We start from the raw sequence: 25,745 nt of genomic DNA, 5'->3' as shown, positions 1-25,745 counted from the left end.
CGGCCGAAGAATGACGCGTGACGCATCCGTTGACTGGGACGATATCTTTCTGACGGCCGCGCTGGAGCCGGATCGCTGGCTTGAATCGCTGGACATGCTGGCGCGCCACACCGGCGCTCGCTGCGGCCAACTCATCGGCATTGGCGGCGCGCGGAACATTCCGTTCAATCTCGTATCGAACTTCGATGCGGACCATATCCAGGAATTCATCGAGATCGACGGCGGATCGCCGATCGTTAACTTTCGCGTGGCGGCGAACGAGGAGCTGTGCGCGCGCGGTTTCTACGATCCGATCGTGCATGAGAAACATTATGACGACGTAAAATCCCGGCTGGCCTCCGACCGCTACGAGCAATGGTGCGAAGATCTCGACATTCCATTCGGATGCCAGACAAACCTTGTAGTGGATCGCGTCGGGCTCATTGGTTTTGCGACGCTGCGTGGGCGTAAAGACGGCAGGACGACGGCGACCCAGCGGCGCGTTTTCGCCAAGGCGGCGCAAGCCGCACGGCGCGCCGTGCGGTTGCAGGAGCGATTAGAGGGTCAGCAAGCTAAGCTGCTGGCCGGCGCCTTCGAAGGGATCGGAATAGCTGCTTTCATCCTCGATGCGCGTGGCCAGTTGCTATCCCATACAACAGGTGCGGAGGCCCACCTGCGGCAGGGCGACATCCGCGTGCAGCACGGCTTGCTCGAGGCATCGGGTCGTCCTTTCTCCCTGGCGCAGGCGGTCTCCGCCCTGACCAGCGACCCAGGTATGGCGCATGTGCGTTTCGCCATCGATTCCCCGGGCGGACGCCCGCCGATCCATCTCGAAGGGTTTCGCCTGCCAGTCCGGCCCTGGTCGCTGGGCAAGCTGCCCTTTGCGATCCTGGTTTGCAGGAAGCCAGCTCGGGACCGCGCGGGTATCGGGGCCTTTCTCGGTGCGATCTACGGCCTGACACAGGCGGAGGCTGATGTCGCAATGCGTTTGTATGAGGGCAAATCGCGCGGATTGATCGCGGAGGAACGCGCCGTGACAAGCGAAACGCTGAAGAGCCAGATCAAGCGGATTTACGACAAGATGGGTCTGTCTGGCGAAGGGGATCTGATCAGGGGATTGGCGCCGCTTATGCATTGAAGCGGTAACGACGCGTATGGCCGGTACAACATCTCCGATTGGAGCACACCGTCATTGAGCTCGCGGCGCCCAATCAGCTTAGCGACCGCCGGTACTCACGGTTGAGGAGGCCGCGCTGACACGGCCATCAACCGCTATCGCGGTTTGCGTCGCGAGACGCTTGATTCTCACCGCGCTCGGGCCGGGCAGGCCGGGAAAACGCGGCCACATCCCTTGCGCCAGCGCGGTGCGGCTCGCCGACGTAGCGCGACCGGTCTGAGCCTCGTACATCCAGTAATTGCGCAACACGGTCGTCACATATCCGCGCGTTTCCCAATAAGGGATGCTTTCGATGTAAAGCAGTGGATCGCCGCCATCCTGAACGATCGCATTCCAGTCCTGCACCGGCTTCGGGCCGGCGTTATAGGCCGCGATCACCTTGGGCAGCAGGCCTTGCGTCAGCCCCATGTCGCGCAGCTTTTCCAGATGGCGCTGGCCGATATCCATGTTGGTGGAGGGCCGGGTGAGGGCGGTGCGATCAACCGATACGCCGCGCTCGCGCATATAGTCCGTAGCGGCCGCCGGCATAATCTGCATCAGGCCATAGGCCCCGGCCGGGCTGACTACTTTGTTGCGGAAGCCCGATTCCTGCAGCGTGTGGGCCCACACCAAGGCCTTGTCGACGCGCCAGCCGGTGTCGGGCGTCCAGTTCGGTGTCGGGTAGCGCGCCTCGGCGGTCGCGGTGACGCCCGCTGGGCAGTTATGGGCGAGCCACACCACGCTCGCCGGCAGATCCATCTGCTCGGTCAGACGGATGAGCGCGGCGAATTCTTCGGGCGCGCCGATGCGTGCCTGCTGGCGAACCACCTGATCGGCGGCGTCATTCTCCCCGATCTCAACCAGTGCGGCCGCGACGCGAACGTTCGGGCGCCGCTCCAGCAACGCCCAGTCCGCTGTCACGCGCTGCGGCTGGACGATCTGTCGCGAGATCCCCAACGCCTGGCGCGCAAGCTGCCCGTAAAACGCCTCGCCGAACTGGGCGGCGTTCTTGAGCCGGCGTTCCACCCGGTCGGGTCGCCCGCAACGCATATCAGCGCGCGCCGCCCAGTAAAGGCCAGCCGCGCGCAGATCGGTGTCGCCCGCACGGCTCGACACCCCTTCGAAACCGCTGCCGGCAGCGACGCAATCGCCGACCCGCCAGGCGGAGAGCGCTGCCGTCCAGCGTGCCTGAACCGCCCATTCGCCGACGCCCATCGCGCCGCGCTCGCCCAATCGGCGTGCGTCGGCATCCAGCCCCTGGAGGAAGTAGATCCACGCGACCCGCGCAGTCCATTCGGTTTGCGCCTCCGAGGATAGGCCGCTGGTGGATTCGAGCAGCGTTTCTGCCTCGCGCCCCATGTCGCCCTTCACATACGGTTGCATCCGCACCGCGAGATCGGCTGCCACCAGGTCGCTGCGGGTCGCCTTGGCGCGGACGCGGTTAGGGGCGCCATCCTGCCAGATGAGTCGCTGCGTGCCGGGTAGCGGAGGAAGATCGGTCCCGCCGCGCGCGCGCGCCAGCCGCGCCAGCGCGTCGGCCTGCGGCAATTCGGGTGCCTCGGTGAGCAGCTTCACCAGCGGCTCAAGCTCGACGCGCGGTGAGCCCTTGGCCGTGTATAGCTCGGCGAGGGCATAGGAATGGAGCGGCCCCGGCGCCATGCTCGCCAATCCGATTTGTGCGTCCTGCCATCGCTGCTCGCGGATTGCAGTGAGCACCGCGCGATAGCCGATGCGTTGCTCGGGGGAGAGTTGCGCCGGTACAGGCGCGTAGGCTGTGGCGCTGATGGCGGTTGCACCTGTCGTGCCAACGGCGCTCGCGGAGGGCAGCGGGTCGGCCGAGGCGAAACCTGCCGACAGCGCGCCAATTCCCGCTGCCGCTACCAGCTTCGCGATCACGCCTGCATCCCCCTCACCAGCAATTGAAGATCCCTCCAGGCCTCGGCCTTGGCGATGGGCCGCTCGCGCAACAGGCGCGGATGATAGCTCGCCACGGCTTCGGTCCTCTTTCCACCCTTATGGTCAAGGGAGTGCAAACGCCCACGGGCATCGGCGACATCCGCCGAAAGCAGCGCACGACTCGCCGCATTTCCAAGCATAAGCAGTCTTTTTGGGGCGAGCAGCGCCACGTGGTGGCGGGCGATGGCGAATAACTCGTCCTGCTGTTCGCGCGGTAAGCGGCCGGCGCTGGGACGCGCGGCGGCGATCGTGGCGAGATGAACGTCCGCGCGGCTGCGCCCGATCGCCGCAAGCATCCGGTCGAACAGGCGCGCGGTTTCGCCCGTCAGCAGGCCGTCACGATCCTCGCGGTCGGGGCAATCGATAAGGATCATCAGATCGGCGGTCGACGGGCCGCTTGCCGGGAACAGCGGCGCTCCCCACGCGGCTTCCGGTGCATCCGGGCCGACTCGCCAGGCGAGGAACGCCTCCAGCGTCGGCGGGATCACGAGCGGACGCGGCGGAACGGTGACGAGGGCGCCATGCGCCTCGAATTGTGGCGCGGAGCGGTTCGTTTGCGCTGCCACGACTTCCGGCTCAGCAGTGGCGAGCCAGTCGAATGCCTCGTCGCCCACCACCACGTCCGCGCCGGCGGTTTCCCACCATTCCAGCGTGCTTGCCGCGGCTCCGGCCCAATCGAAAATCTGTTCTGCCCCCATCGCGCGTATAAGGATTGGCGTTGACGCGCGGGTCAATTCCCTTGAGAGCCGGTCACGGACAGGACGTTGCCGGATCGCGGCCGGATGCGAGCGGCTCGGGAGAGAATAATGAGCGAACGCGAATCGATGCCCTATGACGTGGTGATCGTCGGCGCCGGCCCCGCAGGCCTTGGCGCGGCGATCCGTCTGAAGCAACTCGCCGCTGAAAAAGAGGCGGAGATTTCGGTATGTGTGCTCGAAAAGGGCTCAGAAGTCGGCGCGCACATCCTGTCGGGCGCGGTGATCGATCCGCGCAGTCTTGATGAACTGCTGCCCACGTGGCGCGACGATGGCTGCCCGCTGGCGGAAGTGCCGGTGAAGAAGAACGAGCATTGGGTGCTGTCGCGCGGCGGCAAGTTCGACATGCCGCATTTCCTCACGCCGCCTTTCATGCACAACAAGGGCACCTACACCGGCTCGCTGGGGAACCTGTGTCGCTGGCTGGCGGAGAAGGCGGGCGAACTCGGCGTGGAGATTTTCCCTGGCTTTGCAGCTGCGGAAATTCTCTATGACGATCAGGGTCGGGTGAAGGGCGTGGCGACCGGCGACATGGGCGTCGCGCGGGATGGCACGCGCAAGCCCGATTATCAGCCGGGGCTGGAGCTGCATGCGAAATACACTTTCTTTTCAGAGGGGTGTCGCGGACATTTGACAAAACAGCTTATCCGCCAATTCGATCTTGATGCGGAAAGCGATCCGCAGGTCTATGGTATCGGTGTCAAGGAATTGTGGGATATCGATCCCGAATTGCACGAGCCCGGCCGTGTAATCCATACGCAGGGGTGGCCGCTTTCGGAGACGGACGGATCGAACGGCGGCGGCTGGATCTATCATCAGGCGAACGGGCAGGTCAGCATCGGCTTCGTCACCTGGCTCAACTATACCAATCCGCATCTCTCGCCGTTTCAGGAGATGCAGCGGTGGAAGACGCACCCTGAGATCGCGAAGCTGTTAAAGGGCGGCAATCGCGTCAGCTATGGCGCGCGCGCGATCAGCGATGGCGGATTGCAGTCGATCCCGAAGCTGGTGTTCCCGGGCGGGGCGCTGATAGGCGACACGGCGGGCTTCCTTAACGTGCCGCGTATCAAGGGCACGCACACAGCGATGAAATCCGGCATGATGGCGGCGGAAGCGGCGGTCGATGCGATCCTGTCGCAGCGCGAGGGCGATGAACTCGCGGCATATCCGGCTGCATTCGAAGCAGGCTGGGTGAAGAAAGAATTGTCGGTCGTCCGCAATGTCGTTCCGCTTGTGAAGAAGTTCGGCGATTTCCTCGGTTCCGGCCTCGCCGGCATCACGATGTGGCTGGAGCATCTAGGCATCAAGGTGCCCTTCACGCTGCACCATCACCCGGATAACGAAACGCTGTGGCGCAAGGATCTCGTCAGGAAGATCGACTATCCCAAACCGGACGGCGTGCTGACGTTCGACCGGCTTTCGTCTGTGTTCCTTTCGAACACCAATCATGAGGAAGATCAGCCGGTCCATCTCACGCTCAAGGATCCGTCGATCCCGGTGGATTACGACCTGCCGATGTTCGACGAGCCGGCGCAGCGTTATTGCCCGGCCGGTGTGTATGAGATCGTCGGTGAGGAGGAAGGCAATCCGCGCTTCGTCATCAACGCGCAGAACTGCGTCCATTGCAAGACGTGTGATATCAAGGATCCGACCCAGAATATCACCTGGGTCGTGCCGGAAGGTGGCGGTGGGCCGAATTATCCCAATATGTAAGGCAATACTGCTGATAAGCGGTGTGAGCCTGACGCTGGCGGCGCCCGTGGCCGCCGCCAGCCGCGCGACGGCATCGTCGGCGCTGCTTGCCTATCTCGCTGCGCGCGCCGATGCCGCGAACGGCAGTGGTGACGAGTCCGTGCGCCGTTATGTCGCCGCGCTTGCCGATGCGCCGGGCAATGCCGAGGTTGCCCAAAGCGCCTATCGCGAGGCGCTGATCGTTGGCGACGACGCGCTTACGGATCGTGCGATCGCGGCCCTGCTCGCGATCGGCGACGCGCCACCGGACAGCGCCTTGATCTCGGTCGCCTCGGCAGCGCACGCGCGTGATTTCACCACCGCCGACGCTGCGATCGCGCGGCTTTCCAGCGGGCAGCTCGCGATCCTGGCCGGGCCGCTCCGGGCCTGGGCCGCGCAGGAGCGGGGCGGCGATCCGCTCGCCATTCTCGCGCAGCGTCCCCGCGATGCCGTGGCGAAGCGCCTGAACGATGAAACCCGCGCGCTGATCCTGATCGCGCGGGGGCGCTACGACGACGGCCTGGCCGCGTTACGCGCTGTTCTGGGCAACGATCAGGCGGCCGTCGATCTGCGCATCGCGGCGGCGCAATTGTTGATCGGAGCGGGGCAGGTCGAGCGCGCCCGGGCATTGCTGGACGGCGATATCGCGCCAGTGGTTGCCCTCCGCGAGCGGCCGCAGGGAATGAAGCCTACGCTGGCGTTCGGCGCCACGCGCCTTTTCGTTCGGCTGGCGGATGATCTTGCGGCGGGCGATCCCGGGCCGCTATCGATCACGTTGACCCGCGGGGCGTTACGTGCGGAGCCGGGCAACGATCGTGCACGGTTGCTGCTCGCCGGAACGCTCGCGCGGCTCGATCGCACCGATCGTGCGCTGGTCGTTTTGGCGGGCGTCGACAAGGCTGGCCCCTACGGCGCGACGGTGGCGTCGGCGCGGATCGCGATCCTGGCGAGCGCGGAGCGATATGACGAAGCGATTGCCATTGCCGCTCCGCTCGCGCAGTCGCGCGATGCGTCGGACCAATCGCTGGCGACGCTCGGCGACCTGCTATTCACCGCGAACCGCGCGAAACTGGCGGTGCCAGTCTATCGCCGCTTGGTAGAGCGACCCTCAGGCGCCGCGAAATGGGACGTGTGGCTGCATTATGCGGCTGCGCTCGATCAGGGCGACGACTGGCCGGCAGCGCGCGAGGCACTGTTGCGCGCCCTGGCTATCGCGCCCGACGAGCCGTCTGTCCTCAACTATCTCGGTTATGGTGATATAACCCATGGTGGTGATGTGCCAAAGGCGCTGGCGATGCTGCAGCGTGCGATGATGCTGCGCCCGGATGATCCGGCGATCGTTGATTCGCTTGGCTGGGCCTATTTCCGTAACGGCGATCTAGCGAACGCCCTGCCGCTGCTGGAGCGAGCGGCGCAGGCGGCGCCGGAAAATCCCGAAATCGGCGAACATCTTGGCGATGCCTATTGGCGTGCCGGCCGCCGTTACGAAGCGCGCTACGCATGGCGCGCGGCTCAGGTGGCGGCGGATGCGAAGGATCGCGATCGCCTCGCAAAGAAGGTTACTGACGGCCTGTGACGACTGCGGAAAATGGCGCCGTGATCGTCGAGCACGCGCCCGCCAAACTCAATCTAGCGCTGCATGTCCGGCGCCGGCGGCCGGACGGCTATCACGATATCGAGACATTGTTCGTATTCTGTCGTGATGGCGATCTGATCTCCCTGTCCCCAGCGGCGCAGGATAGTTTTGCGATCGAGGGGCCTTTCGGTGCCACCTTGTCTGGCGAGAAAGACAATCTCGTCACGCGCGCGCGTGACCACTTCCGCGCCGCTTTCGATTTACCGACGCCATGCGCAATCGTGCTTGAAAAAAATCTGCCGGTGGCCTCGGGGATCGGCGGGGGCTCTGCCGATGCGGCGGCGACGTTGCGCGCGCTCGCGCGGTTGCATGGCATCGCGGCCGATGATGCGCGCCTGTTCGAAATCGCGGCCGGCCTCGGTGCTGACGTTCCTGCGTGTCTGCTGGGCATGAGCGCCGTTGGCCATGGTCGGGGCGACGATCTGCATCAGGTCACAGGCTATGCCGGAACGCCGGTGCTGCTGGTAAACCCTGGCGTCGCAATTTCGACCGCGCGGGTTTTTTCCGGTTGGGACGGCGAGGATCGCGGGCCGATTTCCGGCGATCCCGCCGATGACCGCAACGATCTCTCTCTCCCTGCGATCGCCGCCGTGCCGATGATCGCAGAGGTGCTGGCGGTGCTCGATCGCCAGCCCGGCGTTTCGCTTGCCCGCATGTCAGGCTCGGGCGCGACGTGCTTTGGATTGTTTGACACCGCCAGCGCCGCACAGTCCTCAGCCGCCGCGATAACGGCCAGATATCCAGACTGGTGGACGCTGGCCACCTCTCTGACGTGACGAGTGCATGGAAATTTTGTTCCCCTCTTGTTCGATGAGAACAAATGGGATACTTACGGCGGAACGCGTTGAATGGTTCACGCGCATGGTCTAGCGACGAGGGCAGACAATGGCCGCCAACCTCAAGGTGATCGATAACGGCATGGCAATCGCGAACGCAGACCGTCAGAAGGCGCTTGACGCCGCATTGGCACAGATCGACCGGGCTTTCGGCAAAGGCTCGGCGATGAAGCTTGGGCAGCGCGAGACGATGAAGGTGGAAACTGTCTCCACCGGCAGCCTCGGGCTGGATATAGCGCTCGGCGTTGGTGGATTGCCGCGCGGACGCATCGTCGAGATTTACGGGCCGGAAAGCTCGGGTAAGACGACGCTGGCGCTTCATGCCATCGCGGAGGCGCAGCGGGTCGGTGGCACCGCGGCTTTCGTCGATGCCGAACACGCCCTCGATCCGGTCTATGCCAAGAAGCTCGGCGTCGACATCAACGATTTGATTATTTCGCAGCCCGATACGGGCGAGCAGGCACTTGAGATCGTTGATACGTTGGTCCGCTCAAACGCGATCGATGTGCTGGTCGTGGATTCGGTTGCGGCGCTGGTCCCCCGCGCGGAGATCGAGGGGGAAATGGGCGACAGCCACGTCGGCCTGCAGGCGCGGTTGATGAGCCAGGCGCTGCGCAAGCTGACCGGCACGATCAGCCGCTCGCGCTGCCTCGTCATCTTCATCAACCAGATCCGCATGAAGATCGGCGTGATGTATGGATCGCCGGAGACGACGACGGGCGGCAATGCGTTGAAGTTCTACGCCTCGGTCCGGCTCGATATCCGGCGGACCGGCTCGATCAAGGATCGCGACGAGGCAATCGGCAATACCGTGCGAGTGAAGGTGGTGAAAAACAAGGTCGCGCCGCCGTTCAAACAGGTCGAATTCGACATCATGTTCGGACAGGGCATTTCGAAGCTCGGCGAGATGATCGATCTGGGCGTGAAGGCCGGGCTGGTCGAGAAATCGGGCTCGTGGTTCAGCTACGATAGCGTTCGGATCGGCCAGGGACGCGAGAATGCTAAGCAGTTTTTGCGCGACAATCCCGAGCTGGCCGAGCGACTGGAGCGCGCGATTCGTGCCCGCACGGAAGGGCTGAGCGAGGAACTGATGGTCGGCGAATCGGAGCAGGACGATCTTTGATCGTTAGCCCGGTGCATTCGTTTCAATGCGGCGGGGCGACCGTCGCAACAATCGCGAAGGCCCGTTCCGTAAAGGAGCGGGCCTTTCGTTATGTTCTGCGCGTTCAATTCACATCATCGTCCGGTGATATGTCGAATCCGACGAGCGCTGTGGGTCGTTGGGCAAGGTGACGGTGCGCGCGGGGCGCGTCTGCACGCGTGTTGACACCGTTGGATTCGGAAGGTTCGTATTTCCGTTTACGCGTCGATGTGTATTCTCGCGAGGGCGTCGAAGCGAACCGCTCGCGCCACGAAAGGGGTTCCCGGATGACTGGGTCGTTCGAGTGGCAGGGGTCGGTGGGCAACGCATGGGCGCAGGACTGGCGCCTTACCGATATGAGCTTCGCGGGCCTTGCTGCGCCGTTTGATGCCGCGATCGTGGAGGCTGCGCCCGCGCAAGGCGCGGCCCTGGATATCGGGTGCGGGGCGGGGGTCACCAGCCTCGCGCTGGCCGCTGCTCGCCCGGATCTTGAGATAACCGGGGTGGATCTTTCTCAGAGCCTCGTCGACGTGGCAAATTCTCGTGGCAAGCAGTCGCCGAATCTTCGTTTCTTCGTGGCAGACGTCACGAAAATGACGGACAGCGCGATGCCCGCCGCCCGTTTTGACCTCGCGTTTTCGCGGCACGGCGTGATGTTCTTCGATGATCCGGTCGCGGGATTTCGCGCCATTCGACGCTTGCTTGCCGATGAAGCAAGGCTTGTCTTCTCCTGCTTCGCGGATGTCGACCGCAATCCCTGGGCCGCTCAACTCGTCAACGTCATCGCGGGCACCTCGGAGGTCATCCCCCCGGGCGCCGGCACGTCCCCCGATACCATGCCGATGGCGGAGGCCGGCCCGGCGGAATCGCGCGCGCTGTCGTACGTTCCTGGTCCGTTCGGATTTGGCGACCCGGCATTCGTCCGGGGCGTGCTGGAGCGGAGCGGCTTCGTTCCGGGTAAGCCGGAACTTGTGAACTACCGCTATCGCGCGGGCGAGGGGGCGGACGCAGTGGCGCAGGCACTGCATTTTTTTCAGCGCATCGGGCCGGCGGCGCGGGCGCTTGCGATGATCGAACCGGCGGCGCGGACAGCCGCGCTTGAGCGGCTTCGTGCGCTGCTCGCGCATCGGGCGCGCGAAGGAGCGGTGGAATTTCCGGCTGCGGCCTGGATATGGACGGCAAGGGCGGAGGCACAATGACGATCATCGTACACCATCTGGAAAACTCGCGGTCGCAGCGCATCCTGTGGATGCTGGAGGAGGTGGAGCTTCCGTACGAAATTCGCCGGTATCAGCGCGACCCCCGCACCATGCTTGCACCGCCTGCATTGCGCGCGATCCATCCGCTCGGCAAGTCCCCCGTTATCGAAGATACAGACGAACCCGGCCGCGTCATCGCGGAGACGGGCGCGATCGTCGAATATCTGGTCGACAAAGCGGACGGCCGGTTTGGTCCGCCTGCCAACCGCGATCGTGCCCTAGGACGGATCGACATTCAGGATTCCCAAGGGGAGTGATCGCTGATTCATAGGTATCCGTGTTGAGACGCGGAGCGGATGATGGTGGCCAAGCGGTATGAACTGAATGATGCACAGTGGTCGAGGATCGCGCTGCTGTTGCCGGGCAAGGCGACGGATCCGGGGCGAACTGGATCCGATAACCGCTTGTTCGTGAACGGATGTTTGTGGGTGCTGCGGTCTGGGGCGCATTGGAGCGACCTGCCGGAGCGCTACGGCAAGTGGAAGACCGTGCATCGCCGCTTCAGTCGCTGGTGCCATGCCGGTGTCTGGGAGCGGGTGTTCGCAGCGCTGACGATCGACCGGAATAACCAATATCTGATGATCGACAGTACCATCGTTCGGGCGCACCAGCAGGCGGCGACTGGAAAAGGGGGGCGTGCGATCAGGCGCTGGGGCGTTCCCGAGGCGGACTGACCACCAAGGTCCACATGCTGGCGGACGCGCTCGGCCGGCCGCTGCGCTTCATCGTCACGCCCGGCCAGACCGGAGATATCACCCAGGCGCCGGCCCTGCTCCACGGCCAGGAGGGCGGCGCCGTACTCGCCGACAAAGCCTATGACAGCAATGCCTTACGGGCCATCATCGCCGACATGGGGGCTGAAGCGGTCATCCCATCGAACCGCCACCGCAAGGTCGCCATCCCTCACAACGCCACCATCTACAAACACCGCAACTGCATCGAGCGATGTTTTGCCCGCCTCAAGCACTTCCGGCGCTTCGCCACGCGCTATGACCGACGCACCGCCCACTTCGCAGGCTTCATACACCTCGCCGCCGCCATGATATGGCTACGATGAATGTCGATCCGTCCTAGCGTATCGTTTCTGGCTGCATTACGCGGAGGGATCGATGATGCCGCCGCTGCTCGTAAAGCTCGTCCTGACGCGGATACCGCTGATCGGGGGACGGGTGGCGAAGCGGCTCCAGCCGATGATCGACATCCATCTCGACTATGTCGAGCGGACGCTCGCTGGCAGCCAATGGTTCGCGGGCGATGTGATCAGCGCCGCGGATATCATGATGAGCTTCCCGCTGGAGGCCGCCCGAGCGCGCGCTGGGCTGGATGAGAGCCGGCCACATACGATCGCGTGGCTTGATCGGGTCCATGCTCGCCCCGCCTATCGCCGCGCGCTGGAGGCGGGCGGACCCTATGCCTATGCGTGACAATGGGGAGGGCGGTGTTCGGCCTGAACGCGGTCCCCGACGATCATAATCGCAAGCCTTCGTTGCGGAGCACGCGGAGGGCGGACAGTAATCGCGCAGCGGCCGCGCCGATCCGTTTTTCAGCAGAAACGGGACGATCCGATCCGATCGGCGCGCCCCGTTTCAACCGCTCGTCTGGATCACGCGCGGTAGGTGACCTTTTTCACCGCGGCGATGATCTTGTCCGCTGAGATCAGTGCCAGCTTCTCGAGGTTAGCCGCATAAGGGAGGGGCACATCCTCGTTGCACACGCGCACGACCGGCGCGTCGAGATCGTCGAACCCTTCCTCCATGCAGATCGCGACGATCTCGCTGGCGATCGAGCAGGTCGGCCAGCCTTCCTCGGCCACCACCAGTCGATTGGTCTTCGCGAGCGACGTCAACACCGCCTGCTTGTCGAGCGGGCGCAGCGTGCGCAGATCGATCACCTCGGCGTCCACGCCTTCTTCGGCCAGCTTGTCGGCAGCTTCGAGCGCCAGGCCGACGCCGATCGAATAGCTGACGATCGTGACATCCTTGCCCTCACGCATGATCCGCGCCTTGCCGATGGGAAGTACCCAATCGTCCAGCTTCGGCACCTCGAACGAGCGGCCATAAAGCAGCTCGTTCTCGAGGAACACCACCGGATCGTTCGAGCGGATCGCCGCCTTCAAAAGGCCCTTCGCATCGGCCGCATCATACGGCGCGATAACGATCAGGCCGGGGACACTGGCGTACCACGGGCCGTAATTCTGGCTGTGCTGCGCCGCGACGCGGCTCGCGGCGCCGTTGGGGCCGCGAAATACGATCGGGCAGCGCATCTGGCCGCCGGACATATAGTTCGTCTTGGCGGCTGAGTTCACGATATGGTCGATCGCCTGCATCGCGAAATTGAACGTCATGAACTCGACGATCGGGCGCAGCCCGCCCATCGCCGCGCCCGTGCCAACGCCGGCAAAGCCATATTCGGTGATCGGCGTATCGATCACGCGGCGCTCGCCGAATTCGTCGAGCAATCCCTGCGTCACCTTGTATGCGCCCTGATATTGCGCAACCTCCTCGCCCATCACGAAGACACGATCATCGGCGCGCATTTCCTCGGCCATGGCGTCGCGCAGCGCCTCGCGCAGCGTAACCTTCACCATCTCGGTGCCTTCGGGCACAGCCGGGTCGCTGATCTCGGCGTCATGTTTCGCCGCCTCGAACATCTGGCGCGCCCCGGTTTCCACCTTGTGCGGCGTGGGTGCCTCGCTTTCGGCGGCCTGTTCCTGAGTCTCGGGCTGCTCGGCGGAGGCGACCGGCTTCGATTCCGGCGCCGGCTTCGGCTCAGCCCGAGGCTTGGTCGTGGAAGATACGTCCTCGCCTTCGCCAGCGATCTGCATGATGACGGTGCCGACCTTTACGCCATCGGTTCCTTCGGCGACCAGGATGTGCGCGACGGTGCCTTCATCGACCGCCTCGAATTCCATCGTTGCCTTGTCCGTCTCGATCTCGGCGAGGATGTCGCCGGACTTCACGGTGTCGCCTTCCTTGACCAGCCACTTGGCCAGCGTGCCTTCTTCCATCGTGGGCGACAGCGCCGGCATCTTGATGTCGATCGCCATCTCAATATTTCTCCACCAGCACGTCGGTATAAAGCTCTTCGGGTTCGGGTTCGGGTGTGTTCTCGGCGAAATCGGCCGCCTCGTTCACCTGCCGGCGGATCTCGCTCTCGACCGCCTTCAGCTCGTCTTCCTTCACCCCCTCCGCCTCGAGCAGCTTCTTGACGTGTTCGATCGGGTCGGACTTGTCCCGCACCGACTGCACTTCCTCGCGGCTGCGATACTTGGCCGGATCGGACATGGAATGACCACGATAGCGATAGGTCTTCATTTCGAGGATGATCGGCCCCTTGCCCGCGCGCACCCAGGCGAGCGCTTCCTCCGCCGCCCCGCGTGCGGCTAGCACGTCCATTCCGTCGATCTGGAGACCGGGGATGCGGAAGCTTTCGCCGCGGCGGAAGAGTTGGTCCTCGGATGAAGCGCGGTTGACCGAGGTGCCCATGGCATATTGGTTGTTTTCGATCACGAAGATCACCGGCAGCTTCCACAGCTCGGCCATGTTGAAGGCTTCGTAAACCTGGCCCTGATTTGCCGCGCCGTCACCGAAATAGGCAAGGCAGACGCCGCCGTCGTCATTATATTTGTGCGCGAAGCCAAGGCCGGCGCCGAGCGACACCTGCGCGCCCACGATGCCGTGCCCGCCGTAGAACTTATGCTCCACGCTGAACATGTGCATCGAGCCGCCCTTGCCCTTGGAAATGCCGGCGGCACGACCGGTAAGCTCGGCCATCACATCCTTTGGCGGGATGCCGCACAACAGCATGTGGCCATGATCGCGGTAGCCGGTGATGACGCTGTCCTTGTCGGTCAGCGCCGATTGCAGCCCGACGGCGACCGCCTCCTGGCCGATATACAGGTGGCAGAAACCACCGATCAGGCCGAGGCCGTAAAGCTGCCCGGCCTTCTCCTCGAACCGGCGGATCAGCAGCATGTCGTGATAGAATTGGAGCAGTTCGTCCTTCGAAGCCTTGTATGGCTGCGGCTCTGCCGGGCGTTCGCGGTTCGGCGTCGCGGGCGGGGCGCTGCGGGCTTTCATGCTCCGTGCGGGGGCTTTTGCCACGTTTGAAAAGACCTCGTTTTCCTTGGGGAAGAGCGACGCCTATAGTCTCGCAGGCCCCGCGCGCGCAATCCGCGCCGTGCCGAGAAGGTTGGCTATCGCCCGGTTCAGGCGAAGCATCGTTGCGCGGCGGGATCGTGCGCCTTAATCGACAGGTAATGGCCGTCCCGACCCATCCGCTGCGCATCGCCAATTTTCGCGCTTATTGGTGTTCGCGCCTCGCCGGCACGATCGGCACCAGTGCGCAGGCGATCATCATCGGCTGGCAAGTCTATGGCATCGCGCGTGAAACCATGGATATCAAGCGGGCCGCGTTCCTGCTCGGAATGATGGGGTTGGCACAGTTTCTGCCGCTGTTCTTCCTCACGCCGGTGGTAGGGCTGGTCGCCGATACGTTCGACCGGCGCTGGGTCGTGCGCTTCACCACATTGCTGCTGATCTTCGTTTCGGCGATGCTGGGTATGCTGACCTGGCTGGGGGCGCTGACACTGCCAGCGCTGTTCTTTGCCGCCGTGCTGCTGGGCGTGGCGCGCGCCTTTTCGGGGCCGGCCTATTCGGCGCTCGCCCCGAACCTCGTGCCGCGAGAAACCCTGCCCACCGCGATCGCGATTTCCTCGATCGCATGGCAGGTGGGCACGATCGCGGGCCCGAGCCTTGGCGGCCTGCTTTATGCGATCCATCCTGATGTCGCCTATGGCTGCGTCTCGATCCTGTACCTCGTGGCGCTGATCGGCATCTTCCTGATCGGCCGCGTCCCGCAACCGCCGGCGCAGACCGATCGGCACCCGATCGCGCGCGTGCTGGACGGCTTCGCCTATGTGAAGCGCAATCGGCTGGTTCAGGCGACGATCACGCTCGATCTCTTCGTCGTGCTGCTGGCTGGAGCGACGGCGCTGCTGCCGATCTACGCTCGCGATATCCTGCACGTCGGCGCAACCGGTCTGGGCGTGCTTGCGGCGGGAATGGGCATCGGCGCGGCGGTGACGGCGATCTGGTTCTCTTTCCGCCCGATGCGCCATGATGTCGGCCGAAAGATGCTGTTGGCCGTTATGGTGTTCGCGCTGGCGATCCTGATCTTCGGCATCTCGACGAGCTTCATCATCAGCTTCCTCGCGCTGATCGTCGCCGGGGGTGCGGATATGGTGTCGGTCTATGTCCGCTCGTCGCTGATCCAGCTCCACACGCCGGATGCGATGCGTGGGCGGGTGAATGCGGTCAGCCAACTCACGATCTCGGCGTCTAACGAGCTTGGGGAGGCGGAGAGCGGGCTGATGGCTTCTATCCTCGGGCCGGTTGGTGCCGTGGTGTTCGGCGGTATCAGCGCGATAGTCATCACCCTGTTATGGTCCCGGCTGTATCCGGAACTGAAGCTCGCCAAGACGTTTGATCCACCTGACGCTGCGGGACAGGATGTGCCGCGGCCCCATGGAGTAGCGCAGTCATGAAAGCCAATACGATCCTGGAGACGATCGGCAACACTCCGCATGTCCGCATGCAGCGGCTGTTCCCGGATGCCGAGGTGTGGATCAAGTCCGAACGCTCCAACCCCGGCGGCTCGATCAAGGATCGTATCGCGCTCGCGATGATCGAGGCGGCCGAGCAGGACGGGCTGCTCAAGCCTGGCGGCACGATCATCGAGCCGACCAGCGGCAACACTGGTATCGGGCTGGCGATGGTTGCGGCGGTCAAGGGCTACAAGCTGGTGCTGGTGATGCCGGAGAGCATGAGCATCGAGCGCCGCCGCCTGATGCTTGCCTACGGCGCGACGTTCGATCTCACCCCGCGCGAAAAGGGCATGAAGGGGGCGATCGAGCGCGCGCTGGAACTCGTCCAGCAGACACCTGGCGCGTGGATGCCGCAACAGTTCGACAATCCGGCGAACATCGACGTGCACGTCCGCACCACCGCCCAGGAAATCCTGAAGGATTTTGCCGATGCGCCGATCGACGTGATCGTCACGGGCGTCGGCACGGGCGGCCACATCACCGGCGTTGCGGAAACGCTGAAGAAAACATGGCCGAAGCTGAAGGTGTTCGCGGTCGAGCCGAGCGCCTCGCCGGTGATCGGCGGCGGTCAGCCGGGGCCGCACCCGATCCAGGGCATCGGGGCCGGCTTCATTCCCACCAACCTCCATACCCAGTCGATCGATGGGGTGATCGCGGTGGAGGCGGATGCCGCGAAGAACATGGCTCGTCGCTCCGCGCGCGAGGAAGGCCTGCTGGTCGGCATTTCCTCGGGCGCGACGCTGGCGGCGATCGCGCAGAAACTGACCGAGCTGCCCGCAGGATCGCGCGTGCTCGGCTTCAACTACGATACCGGCGAGCGCTATCTTTCCGTGCCGGATTTCCTGCCGGAAGCCTGACGCCAGCCTCCATGACCCGCCGCCCACCGCTGCTTCACGCGATCCTGGCGCTGATCGCGGTGGGGGCGCTCGTGCTGCCGCTGGCGGTGGTGATCGGCACGCGTGCGCCAGCTTCCTGTCGTCATGCGAAGGCCCCGCGTCGCGTGATGACTCCGACCGAATTGCCTCCGGTCGAGCCGGTAAAGCTGCAGGCGCTCTCGCCAGACGACGCGCGCGCCTATAACTCGGCTATTCCGTTCGCCAGCGGGCCGAAGCCCGCGGCGCGCCCCTTCGCGTTCGTCGGCCTTGCCGCCGATCTTGCGCGCGCGACCGATTGCCTCGCCGCCGCCGCCTATTACGAGGCGGGCGACGATGCCGTCGGCGAGCGCGCGGTGGTGCAGGTGGTGCTCAACCGGCTGCGCCATCCCGCCTTTCCAAAGACGGTCTGCGGCGTCGTCTTCCAGGGAGCGGAGCGTTCGACCGGCTGCCAGTTCACCTTCACCTGCGATGGCGCGCTGGGGCGCGTGCCGTCTGAAAGTGCGTGGCGCCGGGCGCGGCAACTGGCGACCGCCGCGCTGCACGGCGCGGTCTATCGTCCGGTCGGATATGCCACGCATTATCACACTGACTGGGTGGTCCCTTACTGGAGTGCCAGCCTGGACAAGATCGCCGCCGTACACACTCACCTGTTCTTCCGCTGGACCGGCTGGTGGGGCACACCCCCGGCGTTCGGCCGCGCCTGGAGCGGCAACGAACCACTTATCATAAAGCTCGCGGATTTGTCCGAGGCGCACCGCGCGGGAGCGGGGCCGCCTGAAGACGGGGCGGCGGGGGATGCCGCGCGCTACACCGGCCGCATTCCGCCGCCGCTCGCCGACGATCCTGACGTGTTCCTTGTGCGGTTCGCGGCGGACCAGTCAGCGCAATTCCCCGTGATCGCGCGCGCGGCCTGCGGCGATCGGGCGAAATGCCGCGTAATGCTGTGGACCGATCCGGCCAAGGCGGGTCATGCGTTGCCGCTGACACTTGCGGAAATAGCGGCGATGTCTTTCAGTTATATCCGGGACACGCCCTCCGGGCTTGATCGCGCGCTGTGGAATTGTGAGGAGTTCGAGGGCCGTACGCCGTGCATGAAGCGGCAGTCGCTGCGGCTGCCCGCGGTCGCGCCAGCGGAGGCCGCGCCACCGCTATGGGGAGTGGCGGAGTTGAGCGGCGTCCGGCGCAAGGCGCCAGCGATCGACGACGGCGCGCTTGCCAACCAGCATTGAGCGCCCGATCGGGAAGCCCCCCCGCGGGCGTTCAGGCGGAATATTTGTCGCAGGTAGAGCGCGGCGCGGCCGGTGTCGGGTTGTAGATCTGCGCATAATCGCGCTTGTCGCTGCGCACGACGAATGAAGCGACATAATGGATACGCGGGATGCCGACGAAATACGCGGTGACGAGCGGCTTGTATTTGAAATTCAGCTCGACGAACATCACGCCGGCGCCGGACGGCGCGTTGACCAGCGCGGTGGGATCGCCCATCCCGGAGGGCGCCGGTGTTCCCTGGTTGCCGCTCGTCGCATCGGTCCCGGCGGCGGCCGAGGTGGTGCCGTAGGATGAATCGTATCCGGTGCCGCTCATTAACCCGACACAGCGTTGCCAGTGGATACGCTGCGTGGGGGCGCTATCATAGCTCTGCTGGACGTTTTCGAGGCTGGAGATGATGATCCGCCCGTTGCTCGTCAGGCCGATGCCGGAGCCCTGCACGCGTGCCGCCTGCAGCACGTCGTTGATGTCCCACTCGCGGATCTGCTGGATCGAGAGCGGGCTGGTAAGGCCGACGCGTGAGGCGTTGTCCGCCAGATTCAGTGCGATCTGGTTGACCCGCAGGTTCGCCAGCGCGAGATTCCCCGCCTCGAGCGCATACATCCCCATGCCGAGAACGAGCGGCATCGAAAATGCGAACTCGAGCAGCGCCAGCCCGCTGGTATCGCTGGCAAGGCGGTGAAGCAGCGCGCGGGCGCCGCGCGGTCGGGGAGCGGTCAGATGCATATGGTGGCCTGTGTCGGTTGAACCTGGGTGGCGTAGGGCTGGTTCTTCAGGAACGTCATCGCGCTGATCGTCAGCGTAGACGGCCAGCCGATCAGCGAAGCGACCGGAAACAGCCGTGGATAGGTGACGGTCATCGTATACATCGTGGCGTCGTTCGCGCCGCCCTGGCCCGTCGCGCCGGGATCGGCATCCCACGCCTTGTTGCCGTTGATGTCGGTATAGCATTCGCCGGGATCGCGCACGCCGTTGCCGTTCGTGTCGATGAACGGCTCAGGCGCCGCTGCGCCGAAATAGGCGTAGCTCTTGCGGGACGAGGCGAATGTCGCCGCGGGCGCGATATATTGCACCATCGACGTCACTTTGGCATCGAGCGCGGCGGTGTTCTGCGCATTGCCCTGGATCGTCGCGTCACGCGCGGCCTTCTGTACCGCGCCGGTCAGCACCGACTGGACGTAGCCCTGATAGAGCATGTCCCCCAGGCCCATCAGCAGGATCAGCATGACCGGCGCGACCAGCGCGAATTCCACGATGGTCACGCCGCGCCGGTCCCGGCTCAGGCGGCGGAACAGCGCGATCATTGCGAAAGCCTCAGCATGGCCACCTGCTTGGCGATGGTCTGGAACGCCGCCGTCAGCGACGCCGCATCGGTGGCGAAATAGGCGGAGCCGGACGAGGCGCAGGCATTGAGGTTCGCATCGGGCGCCGTCTTCACGCTGACGACGAAGATCGTGACGTTGCGGTTCTTCGCCTCCTGACACGTGGCAAGGAAGCGCGCGTTGTGAACGGTATCGCCGTTCAGCGTGCCGCCGGTCGTCCGCTTGTCATATTGCTCCCATCCCCACATCCCGTAGATGCTGGAATTGGTCGCCATGTTGCCGTCCGTCATGAACACGATGTAGCGGTTCGGCGGATTGCGGTTCGGCCATGCGGTGGTGTCCGACGCGAACAGGCCGGTCGGTGATATCAGGCGCAGGCCCCAGATCATGCCGGTATCGTGATACGTGCCGCCCCACGGCACGAAATCCGACGCATAGACGTAATTGGATACATCGCTGCGGCTCATCGGCTTGATGCGCGACACAGGCTTGCCGCAGACCATGAAGCCGCTCGACAGGTAGGTCAGCTTCGTGTCGGCATAGGCATAATAACCCGTGCTGCTGTTGCCGGGCGCGGCCGTATCGCCCACCGGCGGGCCGCTGCCGCTTTTGGTGATGTTTCCGCTCACGCCGTTGCGGGCATAGATCACGTCGGGCCACATCGGCCGCCAGCGCGTGCTGTCGCTGGTGGGGACGAGATCCGGATCGATGTCGGGCGTCGGGTTGGTCGGGTCGAAGGTGGACGACACGGTCGTGTCACGTTCTTCCAGGCAGCCCTGCCATTTCACCTGCGCGCCGGTGATCTTCGTCGGATCGGTGATCGTGTTCCCGAGCTTCAACTGGCTCGTATCCAGCGACTGATAGCCATAGATCCACGACATGCGGACCGGCTGGGTCGTTACGGTGCACTTGCTGCCGTTGCTGTTCCAGGAGGTGGTATAGACGGTCGCGGTGCCGGCGTTGTAGCCGCTTGCCGGGCTGCGGCCCGCCTGGTTGTTGCACGTCGTTTGCGACACGCCGCTCGTCGTGACCGACGAAGAGCTGCCGTTGTTCACATCACCGGATGGCGACGGTGCGGGCGTCCGCGTGTCGTACGTCCAGTTGTTCACGATATAATCGGGCGACAGCGAGGTCACCGCGCCGCCCGCATTCACCGTGGAAGTGTATGTGACGAAGCCATATCGGATGTGGCTCGACGGATCCATGGTCGACGCCACCGTATCGTAGAAGGTCATCACCGCGCTTTGCAGCGCGGCGATGCGCGATCCGCTCGCCGGCTGAACGTAATAGCCGGTCGTGCCGTCAGGCCGCGTATAGGAAAGGGTGGGCTGGCCGCAGGAATCGGGCTGGTTCGGCGGACACGCCATCGATCCGGTGTTGTCGAGCACGAACATCACGTCGGTATCGGCGGTGTCGTAGCGGGCGGTGCAGTTCACCGTCAGGGCGGAAGGCGCAATGCCGAACATGCCCATCAGCGCCATCGGCACCGTCGCGGAGGCGGTGCCGGCAAGCTGGTTGTCGCTGGTCGGCGATGCGCTGAAGGAGACATTGTTCGTCGTCATCCAGCCGGACGTGAAATTATTCGTGAAGAATGAGGCCGCCTGCGCCTGCGCGTTGCTATCATAGAGATTGTTCGGGGACGAGATCATCGCCTTGCGCCCGGCGAGCACCCCCGCATCGCATGCCTGCTGGAGCCGGACCTTGACGAGATAGAGCCGCGCGGTATCGACCGCGGAGCCTGCGAGGCCCGCCATCGGCACCAGCATCGCCGCCATCAACGCGAGCGTGTTGCCGCGTCGATCACGCCGTAAGCGGTTGAGAAATGTCCCTCGATCTGCTTCTTCAGCACGCATTCGCCCGACCTTAAGCTGTCCCTCCCGGTATCCGGGACCGACGCCATGGACCGGGCACGGCTAATGGCGGCTCAAATGAAATGGTAAACGCGACAGAAATCTTTGGCGTTAACCCTGCCGCCGATCGCCCCGATCGCGCGCTCGCGCTCGGCTACGCCCGCACGGGCGGCGAGACGCTTCACGCGCTGTTCGCGCTGGACGTGACGCTGGCGCGGCTCGCGCTCGGCACGAAGGAGCCGCTGGTGGCGCAGATGCGGCTCACCTGGTGGCACGATGCGCTGCGATCGGCGCAGCCACCCGCGAATCCGATCCTGCGCGCGCTTTCGGCGGTGGACGGCGCGCGGGCGGCGGCGATGGTCGATGGCTGGCAGCTGTTGCTCGATGCTCCCGACGATGCCGCGCTCGCCGGGTTTGCGCACGCGCGCGGTGGCCTGTTCGTGCTGGCCGCCGCCGCGATCCATGCCGACGACCCGGTGGATGCGGCGGGCCGCGGCTGGGCGCTCGCCGATCTCGCGCTGCTCACCGCCGATCCCGCGCTGGCGCGCCGCGCGCGCGCGGCGGCGGCACCGTTGCTGGCGCAGGCGACAGCGCAGCACTGGAGCGCCAGCGGCCGTGCGCTTGGCGCGCTGGCGCATCTCGCGCGTATCGATCTCGATGTGCCGCCCCACGAAGGTGGCGCGAGGCGTGTCGCCCGGCTTGCGTGGCATCGGCTGACCGGGCGCTGATCGCAGGCCGCCGCCCGTTGCGTCTGGCGCGCGAGGCTTTACCATCCCCGGCACCGGGGGGTTTCGATATGTGGCGATATGCGGTGGGCGGCGTGGCGGCGTTGTTGATGGTCGCGGCGGGCTGGGTGCTCTTTCATGGTGATGCGGCGCGCGAGGCGGTGCTGCCGCCGCAGCCTGCGCTGGCGGCATTGCCGCAGGACGATGCCTTGCCCGATGTGCCGGAGGCCAGCGCGCGCACGCGCGAGCAGAAGCGCTTCGATCGCTACGACAAGGATCGCGACGGCAAGGTCACGCGGGAGGAATATCTCGCCTCGCGTCGCAAGGCCTTCGCCAGGCTCGACACCAATGGCGACGGCAAGCTCTCGTTCGACGAATGGGCGATCAAGACGACGACCCGGTTCGGCGGCGCGGATCGTGATCGGTCCGGCGCGCTCGATCGCGCCGAATTCGCCACCACCGCGCCCAAACGCCATCCGAAGCCGAAGTGCGTGTGCGCGGCGGCGCCTGCTGCCCCGCCCGAGGACTAGGCCAGCCAGTCCGCCAGCGCGGTGCGGGCGCGCCCGGTGTAGAGGCGCTTGCGATCGGCTTTTTTGGTCCGGCCCTCGATCGGCGGGAACAGGCCGAAGTTGACGTTCATCGGCTGATAGGTCTCCGCGACCGCGGCGCCGGTGATGTGATGCAGCAGCGCGCCGAGCGCGGTTTCAACCGGCGGCGCGGCGATCGGCCGCCCGCGCAGTTCCGCCGCCGCGAACCGCCCCGCGAGCAGCCCGATGCTCGCGCTCTCGATATAGCCCTCGCAGCCTGTCACCTGCCCGGCGAAGCGGATGTTCGGGCGCGATTTCAGCCGCAGCTCGCCATCGAGCAATTCGGGCGAGCGCAGGAAGGTGTTGCGGTGCAGCCCGCCCAGCCGCGCGAACTCGGCCTGTTCCAGGCCCGGGATGGTGCGGAACAGGCGCACCTGCTCGGCGTGCTTCAGCTTGGTCTGAAAGCCGACGATGTTCCACAATGTTCCGCTGGCATTGTCCTGCCGGAGCTGGACGACGGCATAGGGCCAGCGCCCGGTGCGCGGATCATCGAGGCCGACCGGCTTCATCGGGCCGAAGCGCAGCGTTTCCGCCCCGCGTTCGGCCATCACCTCGATCGGCATGCAGCCCTCGAAATAGGGGACGTTCTCCCAGCCGCGATATTCCGTCTTCTCGCCCGCGATCAGCCCGGCGACGAAGGCTTCATACTGCTCCTTGTCGAGCGGGCAGTTGATGTAATCCTTGCCGTCGCCCTTGTCCCAGCGGCTCTGGAACCATGCCACGTCCATGTCGATCGAGTCGCGGTGGACGATCGGCGCGATCGCGTCGAAGAAAGCGAGCGCGTCCTTGCCCGTTTCCGCGCCGATCGCCTCGGCGAGTGCCGGTGCGGTGAGCGGCCCGGTGGCGATGATCGCCGGTCCGTCCGGCAGGGTATCGATGCGCTCGCGCACGATCGTGATGTTGTCATGCGCCTCGAGCGCGGCGGTGACGCCGGCGGAAAAGCCGTCGCGGTCCACCGCCAGCGCGGACCCGGCGGGAACACGATGCGCATCGCCCTCACGCATCACGAGCGAGCCGAGCGCGCGCATCTCCTGATGCAGCAGCCCCACCGCGTTGCTCTCGGCATCGTCGGAACGGAAGCTGTTCGAACAGACGAGCTCGGCCAGCGCGTCGCCCTGATGCGCCGGGGTCATGTCGCCGCCGCCGCGCATTTCGGACAGGCGGACGCGCAAGCCGGCTTCGGCGAGCTGCCATGCCGCTTCCGATCCGGCGAGGCCGCCGCCGATGATGTGAATGTCGTGGGTCATCGGGGCGCGTTAGCGCCGCACGGCTCGGATCGCCAGCCGCTGGCGCTTCGGTCGCTGCGCGTTACAACATCGCTATGGGGAGAGGATTCGCCGCGGCGCTGGTCGCCGGTGTCAGCTTCATGGTGCCGGTGCTCATGGGATGGAGCGGGCCGGCGATCGTGGCGTGGAAGGGGGCGGGCGTCGCCCTGCTCGCCTTATGGGCAGCGCGCCGGGCCGCCGGCCCCGACGGCCGCCTGATCGCCGCGGTCATGGCGCTCGGCGCGGCGGGGGACGTGCTGCTGGAGGTCGCGGGGCTGGAGACGGGCGCGCTCGCCTTCCTCGCGGGGCATCTGATCGCAGTCGTTCTCTATCGCCGCAACGGTGCGCCGTGGCTTGCGATCCTCGCGGGCGGAATCGCGGTGGCGGGCGCGGCGTCGATGATCCTGCCCGATCCGGGCGTCGTGGCCTATGCGCTTGGCCTTGGCGCGATGGCCGGCGGCGCGAGCAGCGCGCGTTTCCCTCGCGCCATCGTCGCGCTGGGCGCGTGGCTGTTCGTCGTGTCCGATCTGCTGATCTTTGCGCGGCGGGGCGTGCTGGCGCACAGCATGCTGCCGCATCTGCTGGTCTGGCCGACCTATTTCGCCGGGCAGGCATTGATCGCCTGGGGCGTCGTCACGACCTTGACGGGTGATCGACATGACCACCGCGTTCACCATCGGCTATGAGGCCACGACCATGGCCGAATTCCTCGCCGCCCTGCAAGGCGCCGGCGTGCGGCGGGTTATCGACGTGCGCGCGCTGCCGCTGTCCCGCCGGCCCGGTTTCTCGAAATCCCCGCTGAGCGCCGAACTGGCGGGCGTCGGGATCGGCTATGTGCATCTGAAGGCGCTGGGCACGCCCAAGCGCGGCCGCGATGCGGCGAAGAGGGGTGACGTGGAAACACTGCGCGAGGTCTATGAAGGCCAGCTCGCCCTGCCCGAAGCGCAAGCCGCCGCGGCGCAGATGCGCGCGCTGATTCGGGAAGCGCCGTCCGCACTGCTGTGCTTTGAACGCGATCCATGCCATTGCCACCGCACCTTGCTCCTCGCTGCCGAGGGAAGGGATTTCGCCGTGGTCCACCTCGTTCCCGGAGTGATGCAATGACCCGCACGATGACCTTCGACGTGATCTCCGACGTGGTCTGCCCGTGGTGCGTGATCGGGCTGCTGGGGCTGGAGCGCGCGCTCGACGCGACCGGCGACGTCGTGGCGCCGGTGATCCGTCTCCAGCCGTTCGAGCTGAACCCGCACATGCCGCCGGGCGGCCAGGATATCGGCGAGCATCTGCGCGAGAAATATGGCCCGCGCGCGGACGGTGGCGGCGAGGTGCGGGAGCGTATCCGCTCGATGGCCGCCGCGCTGGGGTTCGAGATGGTCCGGCGGCCGGGCGCGCGTATCTACAACACGTTCGACGCGCATCGCCTGATCGAGCATGCGCAGCGCGAGGGCCACGGGTTGGCGGTCGCGCACCTGCTGTTCCGCGCGTATTTCACCGAGGGCCGTGATCCGGGCGACCCGTCGGTACTGATGGATGCGGCGCGCACGGCGGGGCTGGACGCGGGCGCCGCGCGCGGGGTGATCGAAAGCGGCACCTATGCCGCCGAGGTGCGCATCGCCGAGGATGAGTGGCGCGACAACGGCATCACCTCGGTGCCGACGATCATCGTCGACAAACGCTATGTCATCCAGGGCGCGCAGGAGCCCGCCGCCTATGAGCGCGCCATTCGTCGCATCGCGGCGGAGCAGCCGACGCCGGTTGGCTGAGGAGCTGCGGGATTGTCCCGATCGCGCTCGGGACG

The 25,745-nt window shown here is 65.5% G+C and carries 23 protein-coding genes and 2 pseudogenes; 17 read left to right on the top strand and 8 right to left on the bottom strand.

The window, feature by feature from the left end; translation table 11 throughout:
* Nucleotides 1-10 precede the first annotated feature (10 nt).
* Entirely contained in the window at nt 11-1,117 is a 1,107-nt protein-coding gene (locus ACM61V_RS14770) for a helix-turn-helix transcriptional regulator (protein ID WP_419714092.1), read from the top strand.
* A 78-nt stretch (nt 1,118-1,195) separates the two neighbouring features.
* Here the strand turns inward: ACM61V_RS14770 and ACM61V_RS14765 are convergent, their stop codons facing one another.
* The gene (locus ACM61V_RS14765) at nt 1,196-3,031 is read right to left on the bottom strand and encodes a lytic transglycosylase domain-containing protein (RefSeq protein ID WP_249341504.1); all 1,836 of its coding nucleotides are present in this window, start codon (nt 3,029-3,031) and stop codon (nt 1,196-1,198) included.
* A complete protein-coding gene (locus ACM61V_RS14760) occupies nt 3,028-3,789 on the bottom strand; it encodes a uracil-DNA glycosylase family protein (RefSeq protein ID WP_137786414.1) in 762 nt (253 codons plus the stop codon). Before ACM61V_RS14760 ends, ACM61V_RS14765 begins: the two co-directional genes overlap by 4 nt.
* A gap of 108 nt (nt 3,790-3,897) precedes the next feature.
* Here ACM61V_RS14760 and ACM61V_RS14755 point away from each other — a divergent pair, with 108 nt between their 5' ends.
* The 8 genes and pseudogenes from ACM61V_RS14755 to ACM61V_RS14720 all read left to right on the top strand — a co-directional run.
* Nucleotides 3,898-5,559 carry an electron transfer flavoprotein-ubiquinone oxidoreductase gene (locus tag ACM61V_RS14755; RefSeq protein ID WP_137786413.1) on the top strand — a complete coding sequence of 554 codons (1,662 nt, stop codon included), beginning with the start codon at nt 3,898-3,900 and terminating at the stop codon, nt 5,557-5,559.
* A gap of 22 nt (nt 5,560-5,581) precedes the next feature.
* Complete coding sequence (locus ACM61V_RS14750; RefSeq protein WP_171007544.1) at nt 5,582-7,153, top strand: tetratricopeptide repeat protein; 1,572 nt, start codon at nt 5,582-5,584, stop codon at nt 7,151-7,153.
* Nucleotides 7,150-7,989 carry a 4-(cytidine 5'-diphospho)-2-C-methyl-D-erythritol kinase gene (locus ACM61V_RS14745; protein WP_249341503.1) on the top strand — a complete coding sequence of 280 codons (840 nt, stop codon included), beginning with the start codon at nt 7,150-7,152 and terminating at the stop codon, nt 7,987-7,989. Before ACM61V_RS14750 ends, ACM61V_RS14745 begins: the two co-directional genes overlap by 4 nt.
* A 109-nt stretch (nt 7,990-8,098) precedes the next feature.
* A complete protein-coding gene (gene recA / locus ACM61V_RS14740; protein ID WP_137786411.1) occupies nt 8,099-9,172 on the top strand; it encodes a recombinase RecA in 1,074 nt (357 codons plus the stop codon).
* 305 nt (nt 9,173-9,477) lie between these two features.
* Nucleotides 9,478-10,389, top strand: coding sequence for a class I SAM-dependent methyltransferase (locus ACM61V_RS14735; protein WP_137786410.1), 912 nt, complete (start codon nt 9,478-9,480; stop codon nt 10,387-10,389).
* Nucleotides 10,386-10,670: pseudogene (locus ACM61V_RS14730) on the top strand (glutathione S-transferase N-terminal domain-containing protein); the annotation flags it as partial. The gene ACM61V_RS14735 and the pseudogene ACM61V_RS14730, both read left to right, overlap by 4 nt.
* 78 nt (nt 10,671-10,748) lie before the next feature.
* Nucleotides 10,749-11,506 (top strand): IS5 family transposase gene (locus tag ACM61V_RS14725; RefSeq protein WP_419714091.1). Its coding sequence is split into 2 segments (ribosomal slippage): nt 10,749-11,091 and nt 11,091-11,506, totalling 759 coding nucleotides; the frame shifts between segments, so codons are not numbered across the junction.
* A 13-nt stretch (nt 11,507-11,519) separates the two neighbouring features.
* Nucleotides 11,520-11,873, top strand: a pseudogene (locus ACM61V_RS14720) (glutathione binding-like protein); the annotation flags it as partial.
* A 179-nt stretch (nt 11,874-12,052) separates the two neighbouring features.
* Here the strand turns inward: ACM61V_RS14720 and ACM61V_RS14715 are convergent.
* Both ACM61V_RS14715 and pdhA read right to left on the bottom strand, forming a co-directional pair.
* A complete protein-coding gene (locus tag ACM61V_RS14715; protein ID WP_137786408.1) occupies nt 12,053-13,495 on the bottom strand; it encodes a pyruvate dehydrogenase complex E1 component subunit beta in 1,443 nt (480 codons plus the stop codon).
* A gap of 1 nt (nt 13,496) precedes the next feature.
* A complete protein-coding gene (gene pdhA / locus ACM61V_RS14710) occupies nt 13,497-14,528 on the bottom strand; it encodes a pyruvate dehydrogenase (acetyl-transferring) E1 component subunit alpha (protein ID WP_137786407.1) in 1,032 nt (343 codons plus the stop codon).
* Between the two features lie 179 nt (nt 14,529-14,707).
* On the opposite strand from pdhA, the gene ACM61V_RS14705 reads away from it, so the two are divergent.
* Genes ACM61V_RS14705 through ACM61V_RS14695 form a run of 3 tightly spaced genes read left to right on the top strand, consistent with a single transcriptional unit; the run spans nt 14,708 to nt 18,158 of the window.
* On the top strand, nt 14,708-15,994 hold the full coding sequence (locus ACM61V_RS14705) for an MFS transporter (RefSeq protein WP_137786406.1): 1,287 nt from the start codon (nt 14,708-14,710) through the stop codon (nt 15,992-15,994).
* Entirely contained in the window at nt 15,991-16,911 is a 921-nt protein-coding gene (gene cysK / locus ACM61V_RS14700; RefSeq protein WP_137786405.1) for a cysteine synthase A, read from the top strand. Before ACM61V_RS14705 ends, cysK begins: the two co-directional genes overlap by 4 nt.
* An 11-nt stretch (nt 16,912-16,922) precedes the next feature.
* Complete coding sequence (locus ACM61V_RS14695) at nt 16,923-18,158, top strand: cell wall hydrolase (RefSeq protein ID WP_137786404.1); 1,236 nt, start codon at nt 16,923-16,925, stop codon at nt 18,156-18,158.
* Nucleotides 18,159-18,189: 31 nt separating this feature from the next.
* Here ACM61V_RS14695 and ACM61V_RS14690 read toward each other — a convergent pair whose 3' ends face one another.
* Genes ACM61V_RS14690 through ACM61V_RS14680 form a run of 3 tightly spaced genes read right to left on the bottom strand, consistent with a single transcriptional unit; the run spans nt 18,190 to nt 21,373 of the window.
* The gene (locus tag ACM61V_RS14690; RefSeq protein WP_137786403.1) at nt 18,190-18,924 is read right to left on the bottom strand and encodes a TadE/TadG family type IV pilus assembly protein; all 735 of its coding nucleotides are present in this window, start codon (nt 18,922-18,924) and stop codon (nt 18,190-18,192) included.
* Nucleotides 18,915-19,502 (bottom strand): TadE/TadG family type IV pilus assembly protein, encoded by a 588-nt coding sequence (locus tag ACM61V_RS14685; RefSeq protein ID WP_137786402.1) that lies wholly within the window; start codon nt 19,500-19,502, stop codon nt 18,915-18,917. Before ACM61V_RS14685 ends, ACM61V_RS14690 begins: the two co-directional genes overlap by 10 nt.
* A complete protein-coding gene (locus ACM61V_RS14680; RefSeq protein ID WP_137786401.1) occupies nt 19,499-21,373 on the bottom strand; it encodes a TadE/TadG family type IV pilus assembly protein in 1,875 nt (624 codons plus the stop codon). The genes ACM61V_RS14685 and ACM61V_RS14680 overlap by 4 nt, the downstream gene beginning before the upstream one ends.
* Nucleotides 21,374-21,453: 80 nt before the next feature.
* Between ACM61V_RS14680 and ACM61V_RS14675 the strand changes: the two genes are divergently transcribed.
* Entirely contained in the window at nt 21,454-22,098 is a 645-nt protein-coding gene (locus tag ACM61V_RS14675; RefSeq protein ID WP_137786400.1) for a hypothetical protein, read from the top strand.
* A gap of 68 nt (nt 22,099-22,166) precedes the next feature.
* Entirely contained in the window at nt 22,167-22,625 is a 459-nt protein-coding gene (locus ACM61V_RS14670; RefSeq protein ID WP_137786494.1) for an EF-hand domain-containing protein, read from the top strand.
* Here the strand turns inward: ACM61V_RS14670 and trmFO are convergent.
* A complete protein-coding gene (gene trmFO / locus ACM61V_RS14665; RefSeq protein ID WP_137786399.1) occupies nt 22,622-23,929 on the bottom strand; it encodes a methylenetetrahydrofolate--tRNA-(uracil(54)-C(5))-methyltransferase (FADH(2)-oxidizing) TrmFO in 1,308 nt (435 codons plus the stop codon). The genes ACM61V_RS14670 and trmFO overlap by 4 nt on opposite strands.
* 74 nt (nt 23,930-24,003) lie before the next feature.
* On the opposite strand from trmFO, the gene ACM61V_RS14660 reads away from it, so the two are divergent.
* Genes ACM61V_RS14660 through ACM61V_RS14650 form a run of 3 tightly spaced genes read left to right on the top strand, consistent with a single transcriptional unit; the run spans nt 24,004 to nt 25,710 of the window.
* Nucleotides 24,004-24,633 carry a lysoplasmalogenase family protein gene (locus ACM61V_RS14660; RefSeq protein WP_137786398.1) on the top strand — a complete coding sequence of 210 codons (630 nt, stop codon included), beginning with the start codon at nt 24,004-24,006 and terminating at the stop codon, nt 24,631-24,633.
* Entirely contained in the window at nt 24,605-25,051 is a 447-nt protein-coding gene (locus tag ACM61V_RS14655) for a DUF488 family protein (protein ID WP_137786397.1), read from the top strand. The genes ACM61V_RS14660 and ACM61V_RS14655 overlap by 29 nt, the downstream gene beginning before the upstream one ends.
* A complete protein-coding gene (locus ACM61V_RS14650) occupies nt 25,048-25,710 on the top strand; it encodes a DsbA family oxidoreductase (RefSeq protein WP_137786396.1) in 663 nt (220 codons plus the stop codon). The genes ACM61V_RS14655 and ACM61V_RS14650 overlap by 4 nt, the downstream gene beginning before the upstream one ends.
* The last annotated feature ends 35 nt before the right edge of the window (nt 25,711-25,745 follow it).

Source organism: Sphingomonas sp. TX0543 (assembly GCF_048565505.1).
Lineage (GTDB): Bacteria > Pseudomonadota > Alphaproteobacteria > Sphingomonadales > Sphingomonadaceae > Sphingomonas.
The sequence above is the reverse complement of the archived record's forward strand: the minus strand, read 5'-3'. Positions and strand labels throughout refer to the sequence as shown.